This window comes from Brevundimonas kwangchunensis (assembly GCF_039523815.1).
Taxonomy (GTDB): domain Bacteria; phylum Pseudomonadota; class Alphaproteobacteria; order Caulobacterales; family Caulobacteraceae; genus Brevundimonas; species Brevundimonas kwangchunensis.
In genome coordinates, this window is the sequence record NZ_BAAAGA010000004.1 from 15,559 (window position 1) to 31,045 (window position 15,487).

Annotated in this window: 16 protein-coding genes; 8 read left to right on the plus strand and 8 right to left on the minus strand. The window is 67.0% G+C overall.

Going from position 1 to position 15,487, the window contains the following annotated elements; all coding sequences use genetic code 11:
- Nucleotides 1-127: 127 nt before the first annotated feature.
- Nucleotides 128-661 (minus strand): hypothetical protein, encoded by a 534-nt coding sequence (locus ABDZ95_RS08225; protein ID WP_343792566.1) that lies wholly within the window; start codon nt 659-661, stop codon nt 128-130.
- A 140-nt stretch (nt 662-801) separates the two neighbouring features.
- Nucleotides 802-3,822, minus strand: coding sequence for a TonB-dependent receptor plug domain-containing protein (locus ABDZ95_RS08230; RefSeq protein ID WP_343792568.1), 3,021 nt, complete (start codon nt 3,820-3,822; stop codon nt 802-804).
- Between the two features lie 292 nt (nt 3,823-4,114).
- Between ABDZ95_RS08230 and ABDZ95_RS08235 the strand changes: the two genes are divergently transcribed.
- On the plus strand, nt 4,115-4,633 hold the full coding sequence (locus ABDZ95_RS08235) for a hypothetical protein (RefSeq protein ID WP_343792570.1): 519 nt from the start codon (nt 4,115-4,117) through the stop codon (nt 4,631-4,633).
- 2 nt (nt 4,634-4,635) lie between these two features.
- Nucleotides 4,636-5,028, plus strand: a complete 393-nt coding sequence (locus tag ABDZ95_RS08240; protein WP_343792572.1) for a protein tyrosine phosphatase family protein — start codon at nt 4,636-4,638, stop codon at nt 5,026-5,028.
- Between the two features lie 3 nt (nt 5,029-5,031).
- On the opposite strand, the gene ABDZ95_RS08245 is transcribed toward ABDZ95_RS08240, so the two are convergent.
- Nucleotides 5,032-5,178, minus strand: a complete 147-nt coding sequence (locus ABDZ95_RS08245; RefSeq protein WP_343792574.1) for a hypothetical protein — start codon at nt 5,176-5,178, stop codon at nt 5,032-5,034.
- A gap of 63 nt (nt 5,179-5,241) precedes the next feature.
- Between ABDZ95_RS08245 and ABDZ95_RS08250 the strand changes: the two genes are divergently transcribed.
- The gene (locus ABDZ95_RS08250) at nt 5,242-6,156 is read left to right on the plus strand and encodes an MBL fold metallo-hydrolase (RefSeq protein WP_343792577.1); all 915 of its coding nucleotides are present in this window, start codon (nt 5,242-5,244) and stop codon (nt 6,154-6,156) included.
- Here ABDZ95_RS08250 and ABDZ95_RS08255 read toward each other — a convergent pair.
- The 4 genes from ABDZ95_RS08255 to ABDZ95_RS08270 form a co-directional block, all read right to left on the minus strand.
- Nucleotides 6,055-7,197 carry a M48 family metallopeptidase gene (locus ABDZ95_RS08255; RefSeq protein WP_343792579.1) on the minus strand — a complete coding sequence of 381 codons (1,143 nt, stop codon included), beginning with the start codon at nt 7,195-7,197 and terminating at the stop codon, nt 6,055-6,057. The two genes, ABDZ95_RS08250 and ABDZ95_RS08255, sit on opposite strands and share 102 nt — an antisense overlap.
- A 4-nt stretch (nt 7,198-7,201) precedes the next feature.
- Entirely contained in the window at nt 7,202-8,335 is a 1,134-nt protein-coding gene (locus ABDZ95_RS08260; RefSeq protein WP_343792581.1) for a DUF898 family protein, read from the minus strand.
- An 88-nt stretch (nt 8,336-8,423) separates the two neighbouring features.
- Nucleotides 8,424-9,116 (minus strand): DUF1499 domain-containing protein, encoded by a 693-nt coding sequence (locus ABDZ95_RS08265; protein WP_343792583.1) that lies wholly within the window; start codon nt 9,114-9,116, stop codon nt 8,424-8,426.
- 4 nt (nt 9,117-9,120) lie between these two features.
- The gene (locus ABDZ95_RS08270; RefSeq protein WP_343792585.1) at nt 9,121-10,755 is read right to left on the minus strand and encodes a long-chain-fatty-acid--CoA ligase; all 1,635 of its coding nucleotides are present in this window, start codon (nt 10,753-10,755) and stop codon (nt 9,121-9,123) included.
- 170 nt (nt 10,756-10,925) lie between these two features.
- On the opposite strand from ABDZ95_RS08270, the gene udk reads away from it, so the two are divergent.
- Nucleotides 10,926-11,585, plus strand: a complete 660-nt coding sequence (gene udk / locus ABDZ95_RS08275) for a uridine kinase (RefSeq protein WP_343792587.1) — start codon at nt 10,926-10,928, stop codon at nt 11,583-11,585.
- Nucleotides 11,586-11,643: 58 nt separating this feature from the next.
- The gene (locus tag ABDZ95_RS08280) at nt 11,644-12,270 is read left to right on the plus strand and encodes a TetR/AcrR family transcriptional regulator (protein ID WP_343792589.1); all 627 of its coding nucleotides are present in this window, start codon (nt 11,644-11,646) and stop codon (nt 12,268-12,270) included.
- Here the strand turns inward: ABDZ95_RS08280 and pdxH are convergent, their stop codons facing one another.
- Complete coding sequence (gene pdxH, locus ABDZ95_RS08285) at nt 12,271-12,945, minus strand: pyridoxamine 5'-phosphate oxidase (RefSeq protein ID WP_343792591.1); 675 nt, start codon at nt 12,943-12,945, stop codon at nt 12,271-12,273.
- A gap of 87 nt (nt 12,946-13,032) precedes the next feature.
- On the opposite strand from pdxH, the gene ABDZ95_RS08290 reads away from it, so the two are divergent.
- The 3 genes from ABDZ95_RS08290 to ABDZ95_RS08300 all read left to right on the plus strand — a co-directional run bounded on the left by ABDZ95_RS08290 (nt 13,033) and on the right by ABDZ95_RS08300 (nt 15,446).
- Nucleotides 13,033-13,782, plus strand: a complete 750-nt coding sequence (locus ABDZ95_RS08290) for a DnaJ C-terminal domain-containing protein (protein ID WP_343792594.1) — start codon at nt 13,033-13,035, stop codon at nt 13,780-13,782.
- 13 nt (nt 13,783-13,795) lie between these two features.
- Nucleotides 13,796-14,881 carry a chorismate synthase gene (gene aroC, locus ABDZ95_RS08295; RefSeq protein ID WP_343792596.1) on the plus strand — a complete coding sequence of 362 codons (1,086 nt, stop codon included), beginning with the start codon at nt 13,796-13,798 and terminating at the stop codon, nt 14,879-14,881.
- Between the two features lie 166 nt (nt 14,882-15,047).
- The gene (locus ABDZ95_RS08300; protein ID WP_343792598.1) at nt 15,048-15,446 is read left to right on the plus strand and encodes a helix-turn-helix domain-containing protein; all 399 of its coding nucleotides are present in this window, start codon (nt 15,048-15,050) and stop codon (nt 15,444-15,446) included.
- Nucleotides 15,447-15,487 lie beyond the last annotated feature (41 nt).

Below are 15,487 nucleotides of genomic sequence, written 5' to 3' on the forward strand. Positions count from 1 at the left end.
GCGAAGGCGGGACCCGGTGCGACTGGTCAGGTCAGACACAAGCCATCCGAAGCGCGCTGCGGAACGCCTCCGCCGACGACCGTATGTACTGGGTCCCCGCCTTCGCGGGGATGAGCAGGTCGGGTACCTACTCCAGTCCCACTTCAGCCGGGGTGACCGGCGGGGTGGTGATGTTCTCACGGACACGGCGGGCGGCATGTTCGCACCGGCCCGGCAAGCCGAAGAACAGGCCGAAGGCCTGGCTCTTGGTCGCCTGATCCTGATCCATCAGCGGCGTCCATTTGGCCGTGGCTTCGGCTGCAGCGGCGCGGGCGGCGGCGAGCGTCGCTGCCGTCTGGCGCGACTGACCCGCCATGAGAGCGCCGCGGAAGTCGGTGGCCTCGAGCCGGCCGAGACGCATGATCTCGGTATCCAGATCGTCGCGGTTGGTCAGCGTCTCGCCCAGCGCGATGTGGCCGTTCACCAGAGCCTCGCACCACGCCACCAGCGGATAGTCGGCTTCCGGCGCGCCGCGTGGCAGCGGGTTGGCGTAGGCCACCGCCTCGCGCACCCGCTGTGCGTCCGCGGTCTCCGTCGGGCCCGCCGTCACGATGGGGCCGTCCTGTTGCTGCGGAAGCGGTGCGTGGGTCAACAGGAGGGCGGCGGCGAGACTGGCGAACATGGAAACTCCGGAAGAGGCGCGAAGAGCCGAATGGCTGCAGCAACGCTTGAACGGTCGAATGGTTTTTAGATGGCGTGCAAATAACAAAAAGGGCGGCGGACCCGAAGATCCGCCGCCCCGATTGTCTCTTCGATCAGGGCCTAGAAGTTAGCCGTGATGCCGAAGAACATGTACCGACCCATCGCATCGTACAGCTGCGGGTAGGTGTTGTTGTTACCGGTCGTGCCGACGCTGTACGACAGCGGCGGATCGCTATCCAGGACGTTGTTCACGCCAGCGCGGAAGGTGACATTGTCACGCATCTGCCAGGTCGCGGCCAGGTCCAGATAGTTCTGGCTGTCCAGGGTGCGGTCGAGACGAGCGGCCGGGGCGTTGCCCAAGCTGCCGTCGGCGCCGAGGACGGCGACTTCGACTTCACCGTAGTGACGCCACGTACCCGAGACGTCGACGTTCCACGGCGTGACCCAGGTCATGCGAGCGCGGTGACGCCATTCCGGGTTCGGAACGCCGCACTGGTTGGCGTAGTAGCCCGTGCAGTCATAGACCGAGTTGGCGAAGCCCAGACCCGTGTCGGTCTGCAGCGACTCCAGCCAGGTGCCGACGAACGAGAAGGCCAGCGAGCCGTAAGCACCGGCGCCCCAGTCTTCCAGATCCACGCCGTAGTTGGCGTTGATGTCGACACCCGAGGTTTCAACACCACCGATGTTGGTGTTCAGGTCGATCACGCGTCCGGCGTCAGACCACAGCGCGCCAGTCACCGGATCGCGAACGATCAGGCTACACGACTGGGCGTTGCCGGCGCTGTAGCAGGCATCGAGGATGTTCTGCGCACCGATCTGACCGATCAGGTTGTCCACCTTGATCTTGTAGTAGTCGACCGAGAAGTTGAACCGCGGCAGGAACGACGGGGTCACAACGAAGCCGAAGGTGTAGGTGTCGGCTTCTTCCGGCTCGAGGTTCGGATCACCGCCCTGCAGGAAGTTGTGCTGGTTCGACTGGGACGTCAGCAGGCCGCTGTTCGATTTGATCGAATCCACTTGCCACGGGTTGCCGCCGAAGCAGGAGGCCGGCGGAGGACCGGCGTTCTCGGCGGCACGACGCGGCGTGTCGCAGGGATCGTAGTCCATGTCGAACAGGTTCAGGCCTTGGGCGGTGAACAGCTCGATGACGTTCGGAGCCCGCACAGCGCGCGAGTAGCTGGCGCGGAAGCGGATGTCCTCGATTGGCGCGTAGTCGAGACCCAGCTTGTAGGTATCGGCGCCGAAGTTCTGGTACTCCGAACGACGGTAAGCGCCGTCCAGCGAGGCCGAGTAGGCCCACGGCTGATCGTCGGCCAGCGGCAGCTGGAACTCGCCGAACACTTCGGCCACGTCGGTGTCACCCGAGAAGCCGATGGTCGGGCCGCCCTGACCAGCGCCGTCGCCGGTGGCGAAGGCGTTGTCGGTGACCGAACCCAGGGCGTCACGACGATACTCGGCGCCGAAGGCGACCTGCAGCGTGCGCGACGAGGTCGGCAGCGACCAGCCCGTGTCGCCGGTGATCGCGGCGGTCACGACCTGCTGGGTCGTTTCGCCGGTCTGGATCAGCGGGATCTGCAGGTAGTCGAGCGCAGCCTGCGTCACGCCGCCCGGGGCGAAGATGTTGTACGGAACGCAGTTGCCGTCCTCGCCCGTGCCGCCTTGAGCAACCGTAGCGGCCGAACGGCAGGTGGCGACGCCGCCAACGCTGATGACGTCGAGCGCGCGGTCCAGGCGGGTGTTCGAGAAGTCGTTCAGGTACGTACGAGCCAGGCGAACGCGCGAGAATTGCGCGGCCACGTCGTAGTTCCAGCCGCTCGTGATCTCGCCACGAACGCCGACCACACCGCGGTACGAGGTGTAGTTGATCGAGTCCTGACGGCCACCGCCTTCAGCGTTACGACGACCGATCAGCAGGTCGACCGTGTCACCCGGGCCGGTACAGCCGGCAGCGGTGCGCTGCTGGGCCGAGAGCATCGGGTTCGAGCAGCTCAGGGTGCGGACCGGACCGAGGAAGGCGCCCGACGGAGCGATCTGGGCCACCGACTGGTAGTCCGAGAACATCAGCTGGGCGAAGGCCTCGACCTTGTCGTTGACCTGGTAGCTACCGAAGGCGCCCAGGGTGTAGCGCTCGTCCGGACGCTGGAAGTAGTTCAGCGGACCGAAGTTGTAGGCGCCGGCAGCAGCGCTGTAGGGCGTGAAGGTACCGGTGCCGACACCGGTCGTGCCGCCGATGGTGAAGGCCGGGGTGCCAGCAGCGTCCAGGGCGATGAACTGACCCGGGATACCGGTACCCGAACCACCGCAGGTGAACGAGCTGGGGGTCGCGGCAGCCGGAGCAGCGATCGAGCAGGACGAGTAATCGCGGTTGGCGCCGAGGATCGGATTGTTGTTCCGATAGCCGGCATAGGCCATCAGGTTACCGCGGCCGTCAGGCGTCGAGACGCCCATGGTGATGTTGATCGACTTCGACTCGCCGTCGACCACGTCATCGTCCGGCAGCCGGAACTGCGACGGGTTGGCGGCGGCGCGGGCAGCGATGACCGAGCGCAGGTTGCCACGATCGTCATAGTCGTTGGTGTGCTGGTAGAAGCCGTACTGGGCGTCGATCTGGATACCTTCGAAGTCGCGCTTCATGATGAAGTTCACGACGCCGGCGACAGCGTCCGAACCGTACACGGCCGAGGCGCCGCCGGTCAGGACTTCAACGCGTTCGACGAGTTGCTCCGGGATCTGGTTCAGGTCGGCGGCGTCGTCGTTGGGCGAGCCGTAACCCATGCGGCGGCCGTCGATCAGCACCAGGGTGCGCGACGAGCCGAGGTTACGCAGCGAGACCGTCGCGGTGCCCGAGGCGCCGTTCGAAACAGTCGAGTTCTGCGCGGCGAAGGCCTGCGGCAGCTGAGCGACCAGGTCTTCGACGCGGGTCACACCCGCGACGTCGATGTCCTGACCCGTGACCTGCGTCACCGGGCTGGTGGTCACGAGGTTGGTCTGCGGAATGCGCGAACCGGTCACCACCACTTCGTCCAGGCGCGCCTCTTGCGAAGCATCCTGGGCGACCGCGGGAGCTGCGAACGCGAGAGCGGCGAAACCGCCGATCATCGTGGTCGCCAGCAGCCTGTTGCGGATCTTCTGGTTTCTCAAAGGTTAGTCTCCTGATGTGCGTCGACCGTCTGCATTGGGCGGTCGCTGCGGCCTTTGGTTGGAATATTCCCTTCCCCCGCAGCTGGAATCCCAACTGCAGTTGCCGCACGTTAGGCGCCCGTTCGGAGCTTTCGCCAGCACAATTACAGGCCTGTAATCCTCGGATGACGAAACTGTCGTATTTAAGCCACGATAAGGTAACGAACGTGCAGCGAATGCTTGACGAGTTCTCCCCGCGTAACCGTTTCAACCGGACCGAATTTCCGCGTTCGGACAAAGTTCAGGAAGTTTCATGCCTCTGATCAGCCATGTCGCAGCAATCATGATCGCAGCCGCTCCAGCGGGACAGGAACGGGTCGAACCGCAGGGAAGGCCTGAAACCCTGACGCGATTGATGGCCTGCCGCTCTATTTCCGAGGGCGCCGAGCGACTCGCCTGTTACGACGCGGCCGCGGGCGCCATCGATACCGCCGAGAGGCAGGGCGATCTGGTCGTGATCGACCGGGCGCAGGCGGAAGAGACCCGCCGACAGCTGTTCGGCTTCGAGGTCCCGACACTGCCCCGGCTGTTCAGCGGCGCGCCACAGGCCGAAATCGAGTCGATCGAGACGAGCCTGCAGAGCGCATCGCAACTGGCGGAAAATCGCTGGGTCTTCCGTCTTGCGGACGGGAGTGTGTGGCGCCAGATCGACAGCGACCCCGTGCGGTTCCAGAACCGCGCCGGTCAGGAGGTGCGGGTGCGCAAGGCGTCGCTCGGCAGCTTCCTGCTCACCGTCGGCAACAGCCGCGCCGTTCGCGTCCGGAGACAGTAATCTTGCGCCCGCTTTCCCCCACCGTATGGACTTCGCCCCAACTCCCGCCCGAGGCGATGGAGGCGCTGGCGCAGGCCGGGCTGAAGCGGGTGATCAACAATCGACCCGACGGCGAGGATCCGGGCCAGCCTGCCTCGGTCGAGGTCGAGGCGGCGGCCCGTGCGGCGGGGCTGGACTATGTCTGGATCCCGATCTCCGGCCTGCCGGCCCCGGCGCAGGTCGACGCGGTGGGAGCGGCGCTGGGGGACGGGGAGCCGACCGTCCTGTTCTGTCGTTCCGGAATGCGGTCGGCCGCGGCATGGGCGATGGCGCGCAGCGCGGCCGGCGACGACCCCGAAAGCCTCAGAAGCGCGGCTGCGGAGGCCGGATACGACCTAGGCCGCGTTCCACTGTGATCGTCAGCGGATGATGGACACGCGCGCGGCGTAGGGGGCCGGTTCAGGCGTGCACGAGGCGACGGCCAGTTGCACCGCCATGAGACACAGGAAGGCCGCCGCGATAGGCTGGAGCCGATTTGAAACAGCCAAGGCGATGGAAGCAGCCATGTCGAGGGTCCCGCGAAAGGTTTACAAAATCCTAACGCAAGGTTCGGGCCGCGGAGACTGTGCGTGATCCCTTTCGTTCGCGAGTTCGATTTCGAGTACGGGCGCTGCGACGCAGTCTCGCCCCTGATCCGCCGGGTCATCGCCAACAATCCGGGCCCCTTCACCTTCACTGGCACGGGCACCTACATCGTCGGCGGGACGACGCCCGGCGCATCGGTCGCCGTGATCGATCCGGGGCCGCTGGACGAAGCGCATCTGACCGCTCTTCTCGCGGCGGTGTCAGGCCAGAGCGTCAGCCACGTGCTGGTCACCCACACGCACCGGGACCACGCCCCCCTCGCCCGCCCGTTCGCCGAGGCCGTCGGTGGCGCACCGATCCTCGCCGCCCGCCCGCCCCTTCGCACGATCCATGCGTCAGGAGGACTGGATGAGGACGAGGACGACACCTTCGCACCCGATGTCATCCTGACCGGCGGCGAAGTCATCGAAGGCGATGACTGGACGATCGAGGCGATGGCCACGCCGGGGCACGCCTCCAACCACATGGCGTTTGTCCTGAAGGACGAGAACGCCCTGTTCTGCGGCGATCATGTGATGGGCTGGTCCACGACGGTGGTGGCTCCGCCCGACGGCGACATGGCCGACTACATGGACAGTCTGGACGCGGTGATCGCCCGGAACTTCAGCATCCTGTGGCCGACGCACGGCGCGCCGGTGACCGATCCCGGACCATTCCTGGAGGCCTACCGGGCCCACCGCCTGGCGCGCGAGGCGCAGGTCATGGAGCGTCTGGGAGCCGGCGACACGACGATCGCGCAGATGGTGCCTGTTCTTTACGCCGCCGTGGACCAGCGGCTGTGGCCGGCCGCCTCGCTGTCAGTCTGGGCGCACCTGATCGCCCTGGTCCGCCGTGGACTGGCGGTCGCCGAGCCGGAACCGACGTTGCAGGCGATCTATCGGCCCGTCCGAACGGGCTGAACACGTCGCCTTGACCGTGGCCCACTCCTCGGCCGTGAGCGCAGCGGCGCCCGGCCGCTGGATCGCGCGCGCCGCACGGGCGCGCCGCCCGCTGTCCGGATGGGTGTTCAGGAACTCGGTCGCCTCGGTCAGGGCGCCGGAGCCTTCCATCTTGCCCAGTCGTTCGAAGAAGGCCGCCATGCCTTCCGAGGACAGTCCCTCGGCGTGCAGAAGGGCCTGCCCGCGGGCGTCCGCCTCGCGCTCGGCGGCCCGGTCGTAGCTGAGCGACGAGGCCTGACCCGCAAGGATCACCGCCTGCTGACCCGCCCCCGTGCCGCCGCCGACGACGGCGTCCAGCAACATGCCGATGCCGAAATCCCGCCAGACGGCCTGCATCACATGGCGTTGCTCGACGTGGGAAATCTCATGGGCGATCACGGCGGCCAGTTCGTCGGGCGTTTCAGCCGCGGCGATCAGATCGTCCGTCACCATCACCGGACCACCCGGCAGGGCGAAAGCGTTGATCATCGGCGCCTCGACGGCGCGGACGCGGATGTCGAAGGGCGTATCCGCCCGGGCGGCCAGCCGATGGCCGAGATCGGCGAGCACCCTCTGCCCGGCCTCGCCTTCGCAACGCGGGAAGACCGCGCCGATCTGGGCATCGAAATTGCGGCCCATCTGCTCTTCGAGGCCGATCGGCGTAGCCTTGGCGATCGGTTTGGCGAGGGCCGGAACGCCGACGGTGACGAACAGGACGATCCCCGCCGCCGCCGCCGTCAGACCACCGACAAGCCAGATCTCCCTGCGGCGACGGGCGGCCTTCTGATCGTCCAGTCGATCGCCCGCCAGACGCGCCCAGTCATCGTCCGACATGACCAGACGGGCATCGCGATCCTTGCGGGAAGAGACACGGGCGTCGTCTCCCTCGATCTGGACCGAGAGCTCGCGCAGCTTCCAGCGGATCGTTCGGCTGTCGGCGTTGATCTCCAGCATATCGCCGATGAGAACGACATCCGCCGGATGGGATCGGGCGGAGTGACCGTCATAGAAGCGCGCCGCCACGGGATCAGATCGCCGAGAAGCCGAAGGCGTCGGCAAGTCCTTCGCCGCTGCCCGGACCGCGAGCCGCCTGATGCGCCTCGGCCAGTTCGGCTTCGCCGGTCGACTCCAGCCGCTCGACGATGAAGCGGGCCGTTCGGGCCTGCACCCACGGCATCAGGAAGCCGACGGTGAACAGCAGCACCAGGAGGTTCGTGACCGTCAGCCACCAGAGCGGGATCGCCTTGACCTTCAGCTTGAACACCGCGCGATCAATGCCCACTCCCGCCGCGACGGAGCGCAGGATGGCGGCGTGGTAGGGCGCCCAGATCAACAGGGCGAACGGCGCGGCGAGCAGCATCAGTCCGTACAAGGTGAGCATGAAGGCGATCGGCGGCATCGCGTTCGGGTCTGTTTCGGACGGCAGGCTGTGCCTCATACCGAAGGTTATCGCGACGATGACGATCGCGAACAGGATGTAGCCGACGATGCTGCCGACCCAGCCGATCGCGTACGGTCCGTACACGCCCTCGCTCTCGGCCCGCTCCATACGGAAACGCAGCTTGCGATCACCGAAGCGCAGCTCGCTCCAGATCTTCGACGCCAGCAGGCGCTCGGCCCAGGGCCACATCCAGCCAAGGGTCAGGCCGCTGAGGAAAACCATGCCGATGTAGATGAATCCGTACTCGACCGCCGATCCCTTCAGCTGGAACCGGATCCCCCGCCAGGTCGTGCGACTGGCCATGTAGCGGAAGGCGGTGAAGACGCCGAAGCCCCAGAGCCAGAAGAAGAACAGATAGAAGGGGATGATCACCATGAAGGCGTACTCGGGCCCCATGAACTGGACCACGAAGACGATCACCAGGAACGGCAGGCCCAGCACCAGCAAGGCCAGCAGGAAGCCGATGAACAGCTCCATGCCCCGGCCGGTGTATTCGAACGCCTCATTGTTCAGCCGAACGCCCTTCCAGATGCGCTGGCGGACCTCCGTCTTCCCCCAGAACCGGTAGAGGGTCAGGGTAATGATGTTCAGCAAGCCGTTCTTCAGGCTCAGCAACAGGAAGTCGCCGGGCGCGATCGTGGACGAGAACTTCAGTGTTTCGCCGGTCGGCCCTGCCGGTTCGACAGGCGCAGGCGTGTGATCGTCGACGATATCGTTCATGCTTTGAACTCCCCTGTTTTCAAGGCGTAGCCAGAGGGAGATGAACGCGCAACCACAGTCCCGCTTTCCGCGAACGGATCGTCAGAAATTAACCACCGGCTGTGGCATCCGTGTGCAGGGCCTCGCTGATGCGGGTCGCAAGGCGGCATGCCTCGCCGCCGTGGGGGCGACCATCGCGGGCGGCGACACGGACATCGGTGCGGCCGGGACGGATGCGGATTACCGCATCATGGGTGAAGCCGAAGAAGAAGCTGTCGCGGCTGCCGTCCGCACGCCCCACCCCGGTGCCGCGCACCTGGAAACCGGCCTGTTCCAGCGCCCAACCGGCGACCTGAGGTGCGACCTGTTTCATCAACGGCCGCGCGCCCGGACAGACATCCGCGCCGACAGCCGCTCCACCGCCGGCGTCTGAACGCATGCGGCCGAAGCCCGGGACCTCGTTCAGATCGGTGGAGACGTTCTCGCCGGGGCCTGAGAGCAGCCGGGCCTTCTGCCAGCCGAAGCCGGCCAGGCTGCCGACGCCCAACACCAGCGCCACCAGCGCGACCAGACCCAGCTTGCCGAAGTTCCGCACCGCGAGGATCAGCGCCAGCAGGCCGGCGGCGGCTGCGAGGAAGGACAGCCACCACGCGACCTGCAGGGTCAGCAGATCGTAGCCGATGCTGACCGGCAGCAGGCGTGCCCGGACCGCGAGGGCCGAGGCCACCACCAGCACCACCGGAACGGCGGCGAACATCGCCAGCGCCTCGACCGCGCCCCTGCCCGCCGTCCGTTTCGCCATGTGATCAGCCTCCCGTGGAAGGCAGACGATAGTCCTTCAGCCGCTCGCGCACGACCTTCTTGTCGATCTTGCCGGTGGCGCCCAGGGGGATGTCGTCCACGAAGACCACATCGTCCGGCATCCACCATTTGGCGATCTTGCCTTGCAGGAAGTCGAGATGCTCCTGCTTGTCCTCGGTCTCGCCGGGTTTGAGCTTGATGACCAAAACCGGGCGCTCGTCCCATTTGGGATGCGCTGCGCCAATGACGGCGGCCAGTTCGACCTTGGGGTGGCCAACGGCGATGTTCTCGATCTCGATTGAGCTGATCCACTCGCCGCCGGACTTGATCACGTCCTTGGCGCGGTCGGTGATCTGCATGAAGCCCTGCTCGTCGATCGTGGAGACGTCACCGGTGTCGAAGAAGCCCTCGTTGTCGAGGATTTCGCCGCCCTCGCCCTTGAAGTAGGCGCCGGAGATGGTCGGGCCCTTGATCATCAGGCGACCGTAGGTGTGCCCGTCGTGGGGCATTTCCTGACCGGCGTAGTTCTTGAGCTTCAGCTCGACGCCCAGCGGCGGCTGGCCCTGCTTCACGCGCCACTTCATCTGCTCGTCGTACGGCAGGGCGGCCAGTTCCGGCGTCATGTTCGACAGGGTGCCGATGGGCGAGGTCTCGGTCATGCCCCAGCCCTGAAGCACCTCGATGCCGAACTCGTCGTTGAAGGCGCGGATCAGGCTCTCCGGCACGGCCGAGCCGCCGATCAGGACCTTCTTGACGGTCGGGATCTGCAGCTTGTGCTCGCGAAGGTGGGTCAGCAGCCCCTGCCAGACCGTCGGCACGGCGGCGGAGAAGGTCACGCCCTCGCTCTCGATCAGCTCGTAGATGGCCGCGCCGTCCATGCGCGCGCCCGGCATGACCAGCTTGGTGCCGCCCGCCGGGCCGGCGAAGGCGATGCCCCAGGCGTTGGCGTGGAACATCGGCACGACCGGCAGGATGACCTCGCGCGGCGAGGCGCCCAGCACCGTCGACTGCATGCCCAGCAGGGTGTGGATGAAGTTCGAGCGGTGCGAGTACAGCACGCCCTTCGGATTGCCCGTCGTGCCCGAGGTGTAGCAGAGGCCGCAGGCGGTGTTTTCCTCGAACTCGCCCCAGGCGATGTCGCCCGAGGCGCCCGACAGCAGGGCCTCGTAGCATTCGGCGCCCGGCAGCTTGGTCGCCGGCATGGTCAGCTCGTCCGTCATCACCACAACCCGCTCGACCGTCGGGCAATGCGGCAGGATGGCTTCCAGCAGCGGGATGAAGGTCAGGTCGACGAAGATGATCTTATCTTCGGCGTGGTTGATGATGTAGATCAGCTGTTCCGGGAACAGGCGCGGGTTCAGGGTGTGGCACACCGCCCCGATGCCCATTATGCCGTACCAGACCTCCATGTGGCGGCCGGTGTTCCAGGCAAGGGTGGCGACCCGGTCGCCCTTCTGGATGTTCCAGTCCTTCAGAACGCTGGAGACCCGCTTCGCGCGGGCGTGAATCTCGGCGTAGGTGGTGCGGACGATCGGTCCCTCGACCGAGCGCGTCACGACCTCGCGATGACCATGCCAGTTCTTCGCATGATCAATGATCTTGTCGACCGTCAGCGGCCAGTCCTGCATCAACCCGAGCATATCGATCCCTTGTGTTGCGTCTGCTGAACGAGGCGCTTGAGGTCACGCTATCCACGTGATCAGCGTTAAGCAACGTGACGCCGGGTCAAGGAAGCGCGAGGAAGGGGCCTCTGCGGCAACTTGCCCCGTGCCGGCTGGCCGAATGCGCCGCGCCGCCCTAGAAGCCGTGCATGACTGTCCTGATCGCCATCACGGGGGGCTCCGGCTCCGGGAAAAGCACGCTCGCCGAGGCGCTCGTCACCGCCCTGCCCGAGGGTTCGGCGGTGCTGTTGCGCGAGGACTCCTACTACCGGGACGCCGCCAGCCTCCCGGACTTCGACGCGGCGACCTTCGATTTCGACGACGTGTCGGCGCGCGACCACGATCTGATGATCCGCGACCTGGCCGAACTGAAGGCCGGACGCGACATCGTCGCCCCGCTCTATTCCTTTATCCACCACGGCCGCGAGCCGGGCGGCGAGCCGGTCAAGGCGACCGAGGTGGTCATCGTCGAGGGCACCCATGTGCTTTGCACGCCCGATCTGGTGTCGCTGTTCGACATCCGGGTATTCGTCGACACGCCCGCCGACATCCGCTTCATCCGCCGCCTGCTGCGCGATCAGGCCGAGCGGGGGCGGACGGCGGACTCCGTCGTGGCCCAGTATCTCGCCACGGTGCGTCCCGGACACGAACGCCTCACCGAGCCGTCGCGCGTCAATGCCGACTTCGTGGTGGCGGATTCGACGGCCGCGGTCCGGCTGGAGGACCCGCAGGCCGTGGTTCGTCTGGCCGCGCCTGTGCTCGCCCACCCCCTGCTGGTCGCCGTGGCCGGCGGTCGCCGTCAGGAATGAGGACTTGCCGCCGGCGGGGACTGGCGGCACGTTACGGCTCAACGAGCAATGAATTACGATGTCCAGCTCTTCCGACGAAGCGGCCATCCATGAGGCCAAGCGCCACGCCGTCCTGATGCACGCGCGGGACGCCTTCATCACGGAAGGCTATGCCGGCACCAAGATGGAGCCCATCGCGCGGGATGCGGGCGTGTCGACAGCGACGCTCTACGCCCTGTTCGCCGGCAAGCGCGAGCTGTTCGCCGCCGTCATCGACAACGCCGCCGAAGACTTTGCCCACAAGATGGCTCTGGTCCGGGCCGAGGAAGGCGATGTCGCCCACAGGCTGACCAGCTTCGCCCTCGCCTATGCCGGCTTCATGAGCGACCCCTTCGTGCGCGCGATCTTCCGCCTGGTAATGGCCGAGCGTCCGCGTTTTCGCGATACCGCCCTGCACTTCTTCGAGAAGGGCCGCATCGAGTTCGGCAGCACCCTGATCGGCATCATCAACGACGAGATCGCGCGCGGCGCGCTCAAACCCCTGAACGGGAAAACGTCCTGGGCAGCCGGGCAGTTGATGGGGATGCTGGAGCATCCCGTCTTCTTCGTCCCGCTCGTGACCGGAGACGAGATCCGCGCCGGCCGGTCGGTCGAGTCGGTTGCGAGCGATGCGGTCGAGACCTTCCTCGCCCGTCACCGCGCCTGATCAGGGCTGCAGGCGGGTCCGGCTCCAGCCCTCGCCCTCGCGGTCCCAGCGCATGCGGTCGTGCAGACGGAACGGGCGGTCGCGCCAGAACTCCACACTATCCGGGATCAACCGCCAGCCGATCCAGTGTTCGGGCCGCGGCACGTCCTGCCCCTCGAACCGCTCGGTCTCGCGCGCCACGGCGGCCTCCAGCGCGGCGCGGTCGTCCAGCGGGCGGGATTGGTCCGAGGCCCAGGCGCCGATCCGGCTCTCGCGCGCACGGCTGGCGAAATAGACGTCGGCCTCCCCCGCGCTGACCGGCTCGACACGGCCGCGGATCCGCACCTGACGCCGCAGCGTCTTCCAGTGGAACAGCAGGGCCGCAACCGGGTGAGCGTCCAGCGCCTGCCCCTTCTGGCTTTCGCGATTGGAATAGAAGGTGAAGCCGCGCTGATCGACATCCTTCAGCAGGACCATCCGCACGTCGGGCATGTCGGCCGCATCGACGGTGGCGAGCGCCATGGCGTTGGCGTCGTTCGGCTCGTAGCGCTTCGCGTCCTCCAGCCACTGGACGAACAGGCCGTAAGGCTCCTCGCACTCAAAGGCGGCCTCGTCGCTGTTGGCGGCCAGGGCGGCGGCGTATTGCTCGGCGTACTCCTCGCGGGAGGGGCTGGGCGGGATCACGGGCGCGGTCATGGTTCGCACATAGACCTTTCCACAAGCGGACGGGAGAGCTGTCACGGTTAAGCCGGTCTTCACCACGTTGGGCGCTTGGTGTCGTCCATGCGCGCACGCCCTTCGTCAGAAATCGCCTCCATCGCCGAGGCCCGGGCCCTTCTGGGGCTGAGCGGACCGGTGGACGAGGCCGGGCTGAAGGCTGCATTCCGGGCGACGGTGAAGGCTGCCCGGCCGGACGCCCCCGGCGGGGACGAGGCGCGGTTCCGCAAGGTGATCGCGGCATGGCGCATGTTGCGGGACGATCAGCCTGCCGCTCGCACGCCGGACGCGCCCCCTGCCCCCGCCCCATCCCCCTGGATGCCGAAGCCGTCCGATCCGCTGATCATCATCACGCCGCAGCAGGCGCTGAAGGGCGGACAGATCACGGCGACGGTCGGAGCGAAGACCGGCAAGGTGCGGCTACCCAAGGGAGTTCGCTCGGGTGACCGGGTACGCCTGAAAGGCGCCGGCGAGGATGGCGCGCCGCTACAGGTCCCGGTCCTGATCAAGGGAGACGAAGCGCTGACCGCCATGGGCGACGACCTCTACATGACCTGCCCGATCCCCACGCGTCTGCTGGAAGACGGCGGGCGGCTGGAGATCCGGACCCATGCCGGACCGCGCTCGGCCTGGATCGTGGCGGGTCAGCAACCCCTTCGTCTGCGCCTGAAGGATCTGGGCCTGCCGGCACGTGGCAAGCATCCGCAGGGGCATCTGTTCGTGAACCTGATCCCTTCGGAAGACGTCCCGTCGGCGGCCGAGGATCTGCTGGTTCGGTTCACCCGCGTCTGGACGCCGGACCGGCTGGCGGCCTAAGCCACAGGCCGACATGTCGCACAACACCTTCGGCCATCTGTTTCGCGTGACTACCTGGGGCGAGAGCCACGGGCCGGCTATCGGCTGCGTGGTCGACGGCTGCCCCCCGAACATCCCGCTGACCGAGGCCGACATTCAGCCGTGGCTGGACCAGCGCAAGCCCGGCGGCAGTCGCTTCGTCACCCAGCGGCAGGAGAGCGACACAGCGCGCATCCTGTCCGGCGTCTTCGACGACGGCGCGGGTCAGGTCACCACCGGCACGCCGATCTCGATCCTGATCGAGAACGAGGACCAGCGCTCGAAGGACTATGGCGAGATCGCCCGGGCGTATCGGCCGGGCCATGCCGACTTCACCTATCAGGCCAAGTACGGCGTGCGGGATCACCGCGGCGGCGGGCGTTCCTCGGCGCGTGAGACCGCCATGCGGGTCGCCGCCGGGGCCGTGGCGCGCAAGGTGCTGGGCGAGAGCATCCGCATCCGTGCGGGGGTGGTCCAGCTGGGCCCCCATCGCATTGCGCCGGACGCCATCGATTTCGGCGCCGTCCATGACAACGCCCTGTTCGCCGCCTCGACCGCCGTGGCGCCGGAGTGGGAGGCGTATCTGGATGGCGTCCGCAAGGCCGGGTCGTCCATCGGCGCCGTCGTGGCGCTGGAGGTGACCGGCGTGCCCGCCGGATGGGGCGCACCGATCTATGGCAAGCTCGATGCCGAACTGGCCGCGGCCCTGATGTCGATAAACGCCGTGAAGGGCGTCGAGATCGGCGCAGGCTTCGGTGCGGCCGAGCTGTCGGGCGAGGACAATGCCGACCAGATGCGGATGGGCGACGACGGCGAGCCGGTCTTCCTGTCCAACCATGCGGGCGGCGTTCTGGGCGGCATCTCGACCGGCCAGCCGGTGACGGCGCGTGTCGCCTTCAAGCCGACATCCTCGATCCTGACGCTACGCCAGACGGTCACCCGCGACGGCGAGGAAACGGACCTGCGGACCAAGGGCCGGCACGACCCCTGCGTGGCCCTGCGCGGCGTGCCGGTAGTCGAAGCCATGGCGGCCTGCGTGCTGGCCGACGCGATGATGAGACACAGGGCGCAGGTGCGCTAGTTCGAGCGGACGTTGCGCCGCTTTTCGGCCTCAATTTCGCGTGTTTCGCGAAAGCCACACTTCTGATCAGGCTGGGTTTTCTATAACTAAAGTGAAGGTTCCGCTCGCGGTATCGGTGTGCGATCCCACTGTCATTGGACAGACAAGGCACGCCTGAGGCGAACACATGGGACGAGCAGCGAACAACCGGGCAACCGGCGAGGAAAACACCGGGCGGAGCCCCGACCTGGTCGACATCCACGTCGGGTCGCGCATCCGCGACGAGCGCACCAATCTGGGCATGACCCAGACCGATCTTGGCACTGCGATCGGCGTCACCTTCCAGCAGGTGCAGAAGTACGAGCGTGGCCTGAACCGCGTCTCGGCTTCGATGCTGGTGCGGATCGCCGAGGCGCTGGGCGTCGACATCGGCGACCTGTTCCCCGCGCAGGATGCGGCGCGCGCGACCCTGGCCGAGACGGCCGAGGCCCGACGCGCGGAGCTGGTGTCCCTGATCGACCGTCTGAAGCCGCGTCAGCGCCAGCTGATCGCCGACATCGCCCGCCAGTTCGCCAAGGCGGCGTAACCCCACTCTCCACCGGAAACTGAAAACGCCGCCCGGAGCGA

Bases quoted from the DNA above. Each gene is read 5' to 3' on its own strand.
- ABDZ95_RS08280 (WP_343792589.1), top strand. From the start codon at position 11,644: ATGTCCAGCTCTTCCGACGAAGCGGCCATCCATGAGGCCAAGCGCCAC.
- aroC (WP_343792596.1), top strand. From the start codon at position 13,796: ATGTCGCACAACACCTTCGGCCATCTGTTTCGCGTGACTACCTGGGGC.
- udk (WP_343792587.1), top strand. From the start codon at position 10,926: ATGACTGTCCTGATCGCCATCACGGGGGGCTCCGGCTCCGGGAAAAGC.
- ABDZ95_RS08260 (WP_343792581.1), bottom strand. From the start codon at position 8,335: ATGAACGATATCGTCGACGATCACACGCCTGCGCCTGTCGAACCGGCA.
- ABDZ95_RS08265 (WP_343792583.1), bottom strand. From the start codon at position 9,116: ATGGCGAAACGGACGGCGGGCAGGGGCGCGGTCGAGGCGCTGGCGATG.
- ABDZ95_RS08270 (WP_343792585.1), bottom strand. From the start codon at position 10,755: ATGCTCGGGTTGATGCAGGACTGGCCGCTGACGGTCGACAAGATCATT.
- ABDZ95_RS08235 (WP_343792570.1), top strand. From the start codon at position 4,115: ATGCCTCTGATCAGCCATGTCGCAGCAATCATGATCGCAGCCGCTCCA.
- pdxH (WP_343792591.1), bottom strand. From the start codon at position 12,945: ATGACCGCGCCCGTGATCCCGCCCAGCCCCTCCCGCGAGGAGTACGCC.
- ABDZ95_RS08290 (WP_343792594.1), top strand. From the start codon at position 13,033: ATGCGCGCACGCCCTTCGTCAGAAATCGCCTCCATCGCCGAGGCCCGG.
- ABDZ95_RS08225 (WP_343792566.1), bottom strand. From the start codon at position 661: ATGTTCGCCAGTCTCGCCGCCGCCCTCCTGTTGACCCACGCACCGCTT.
- ABDZ95_RS08245 (WP_343792574.1), bottom strand. From the start codon at position 5,178: ATGGCTGCTTCCATCGCCTTGGCTGTTTCAAATCGGCTCCAGCCTATC.
- ABDZ95_RS08300 (WP_343792598.1), top strand. From the start codon at position 15,048: ATGGGACGAGCAGCGAACAACCGGGCAACCGGCGAGGAAAACACCGGG.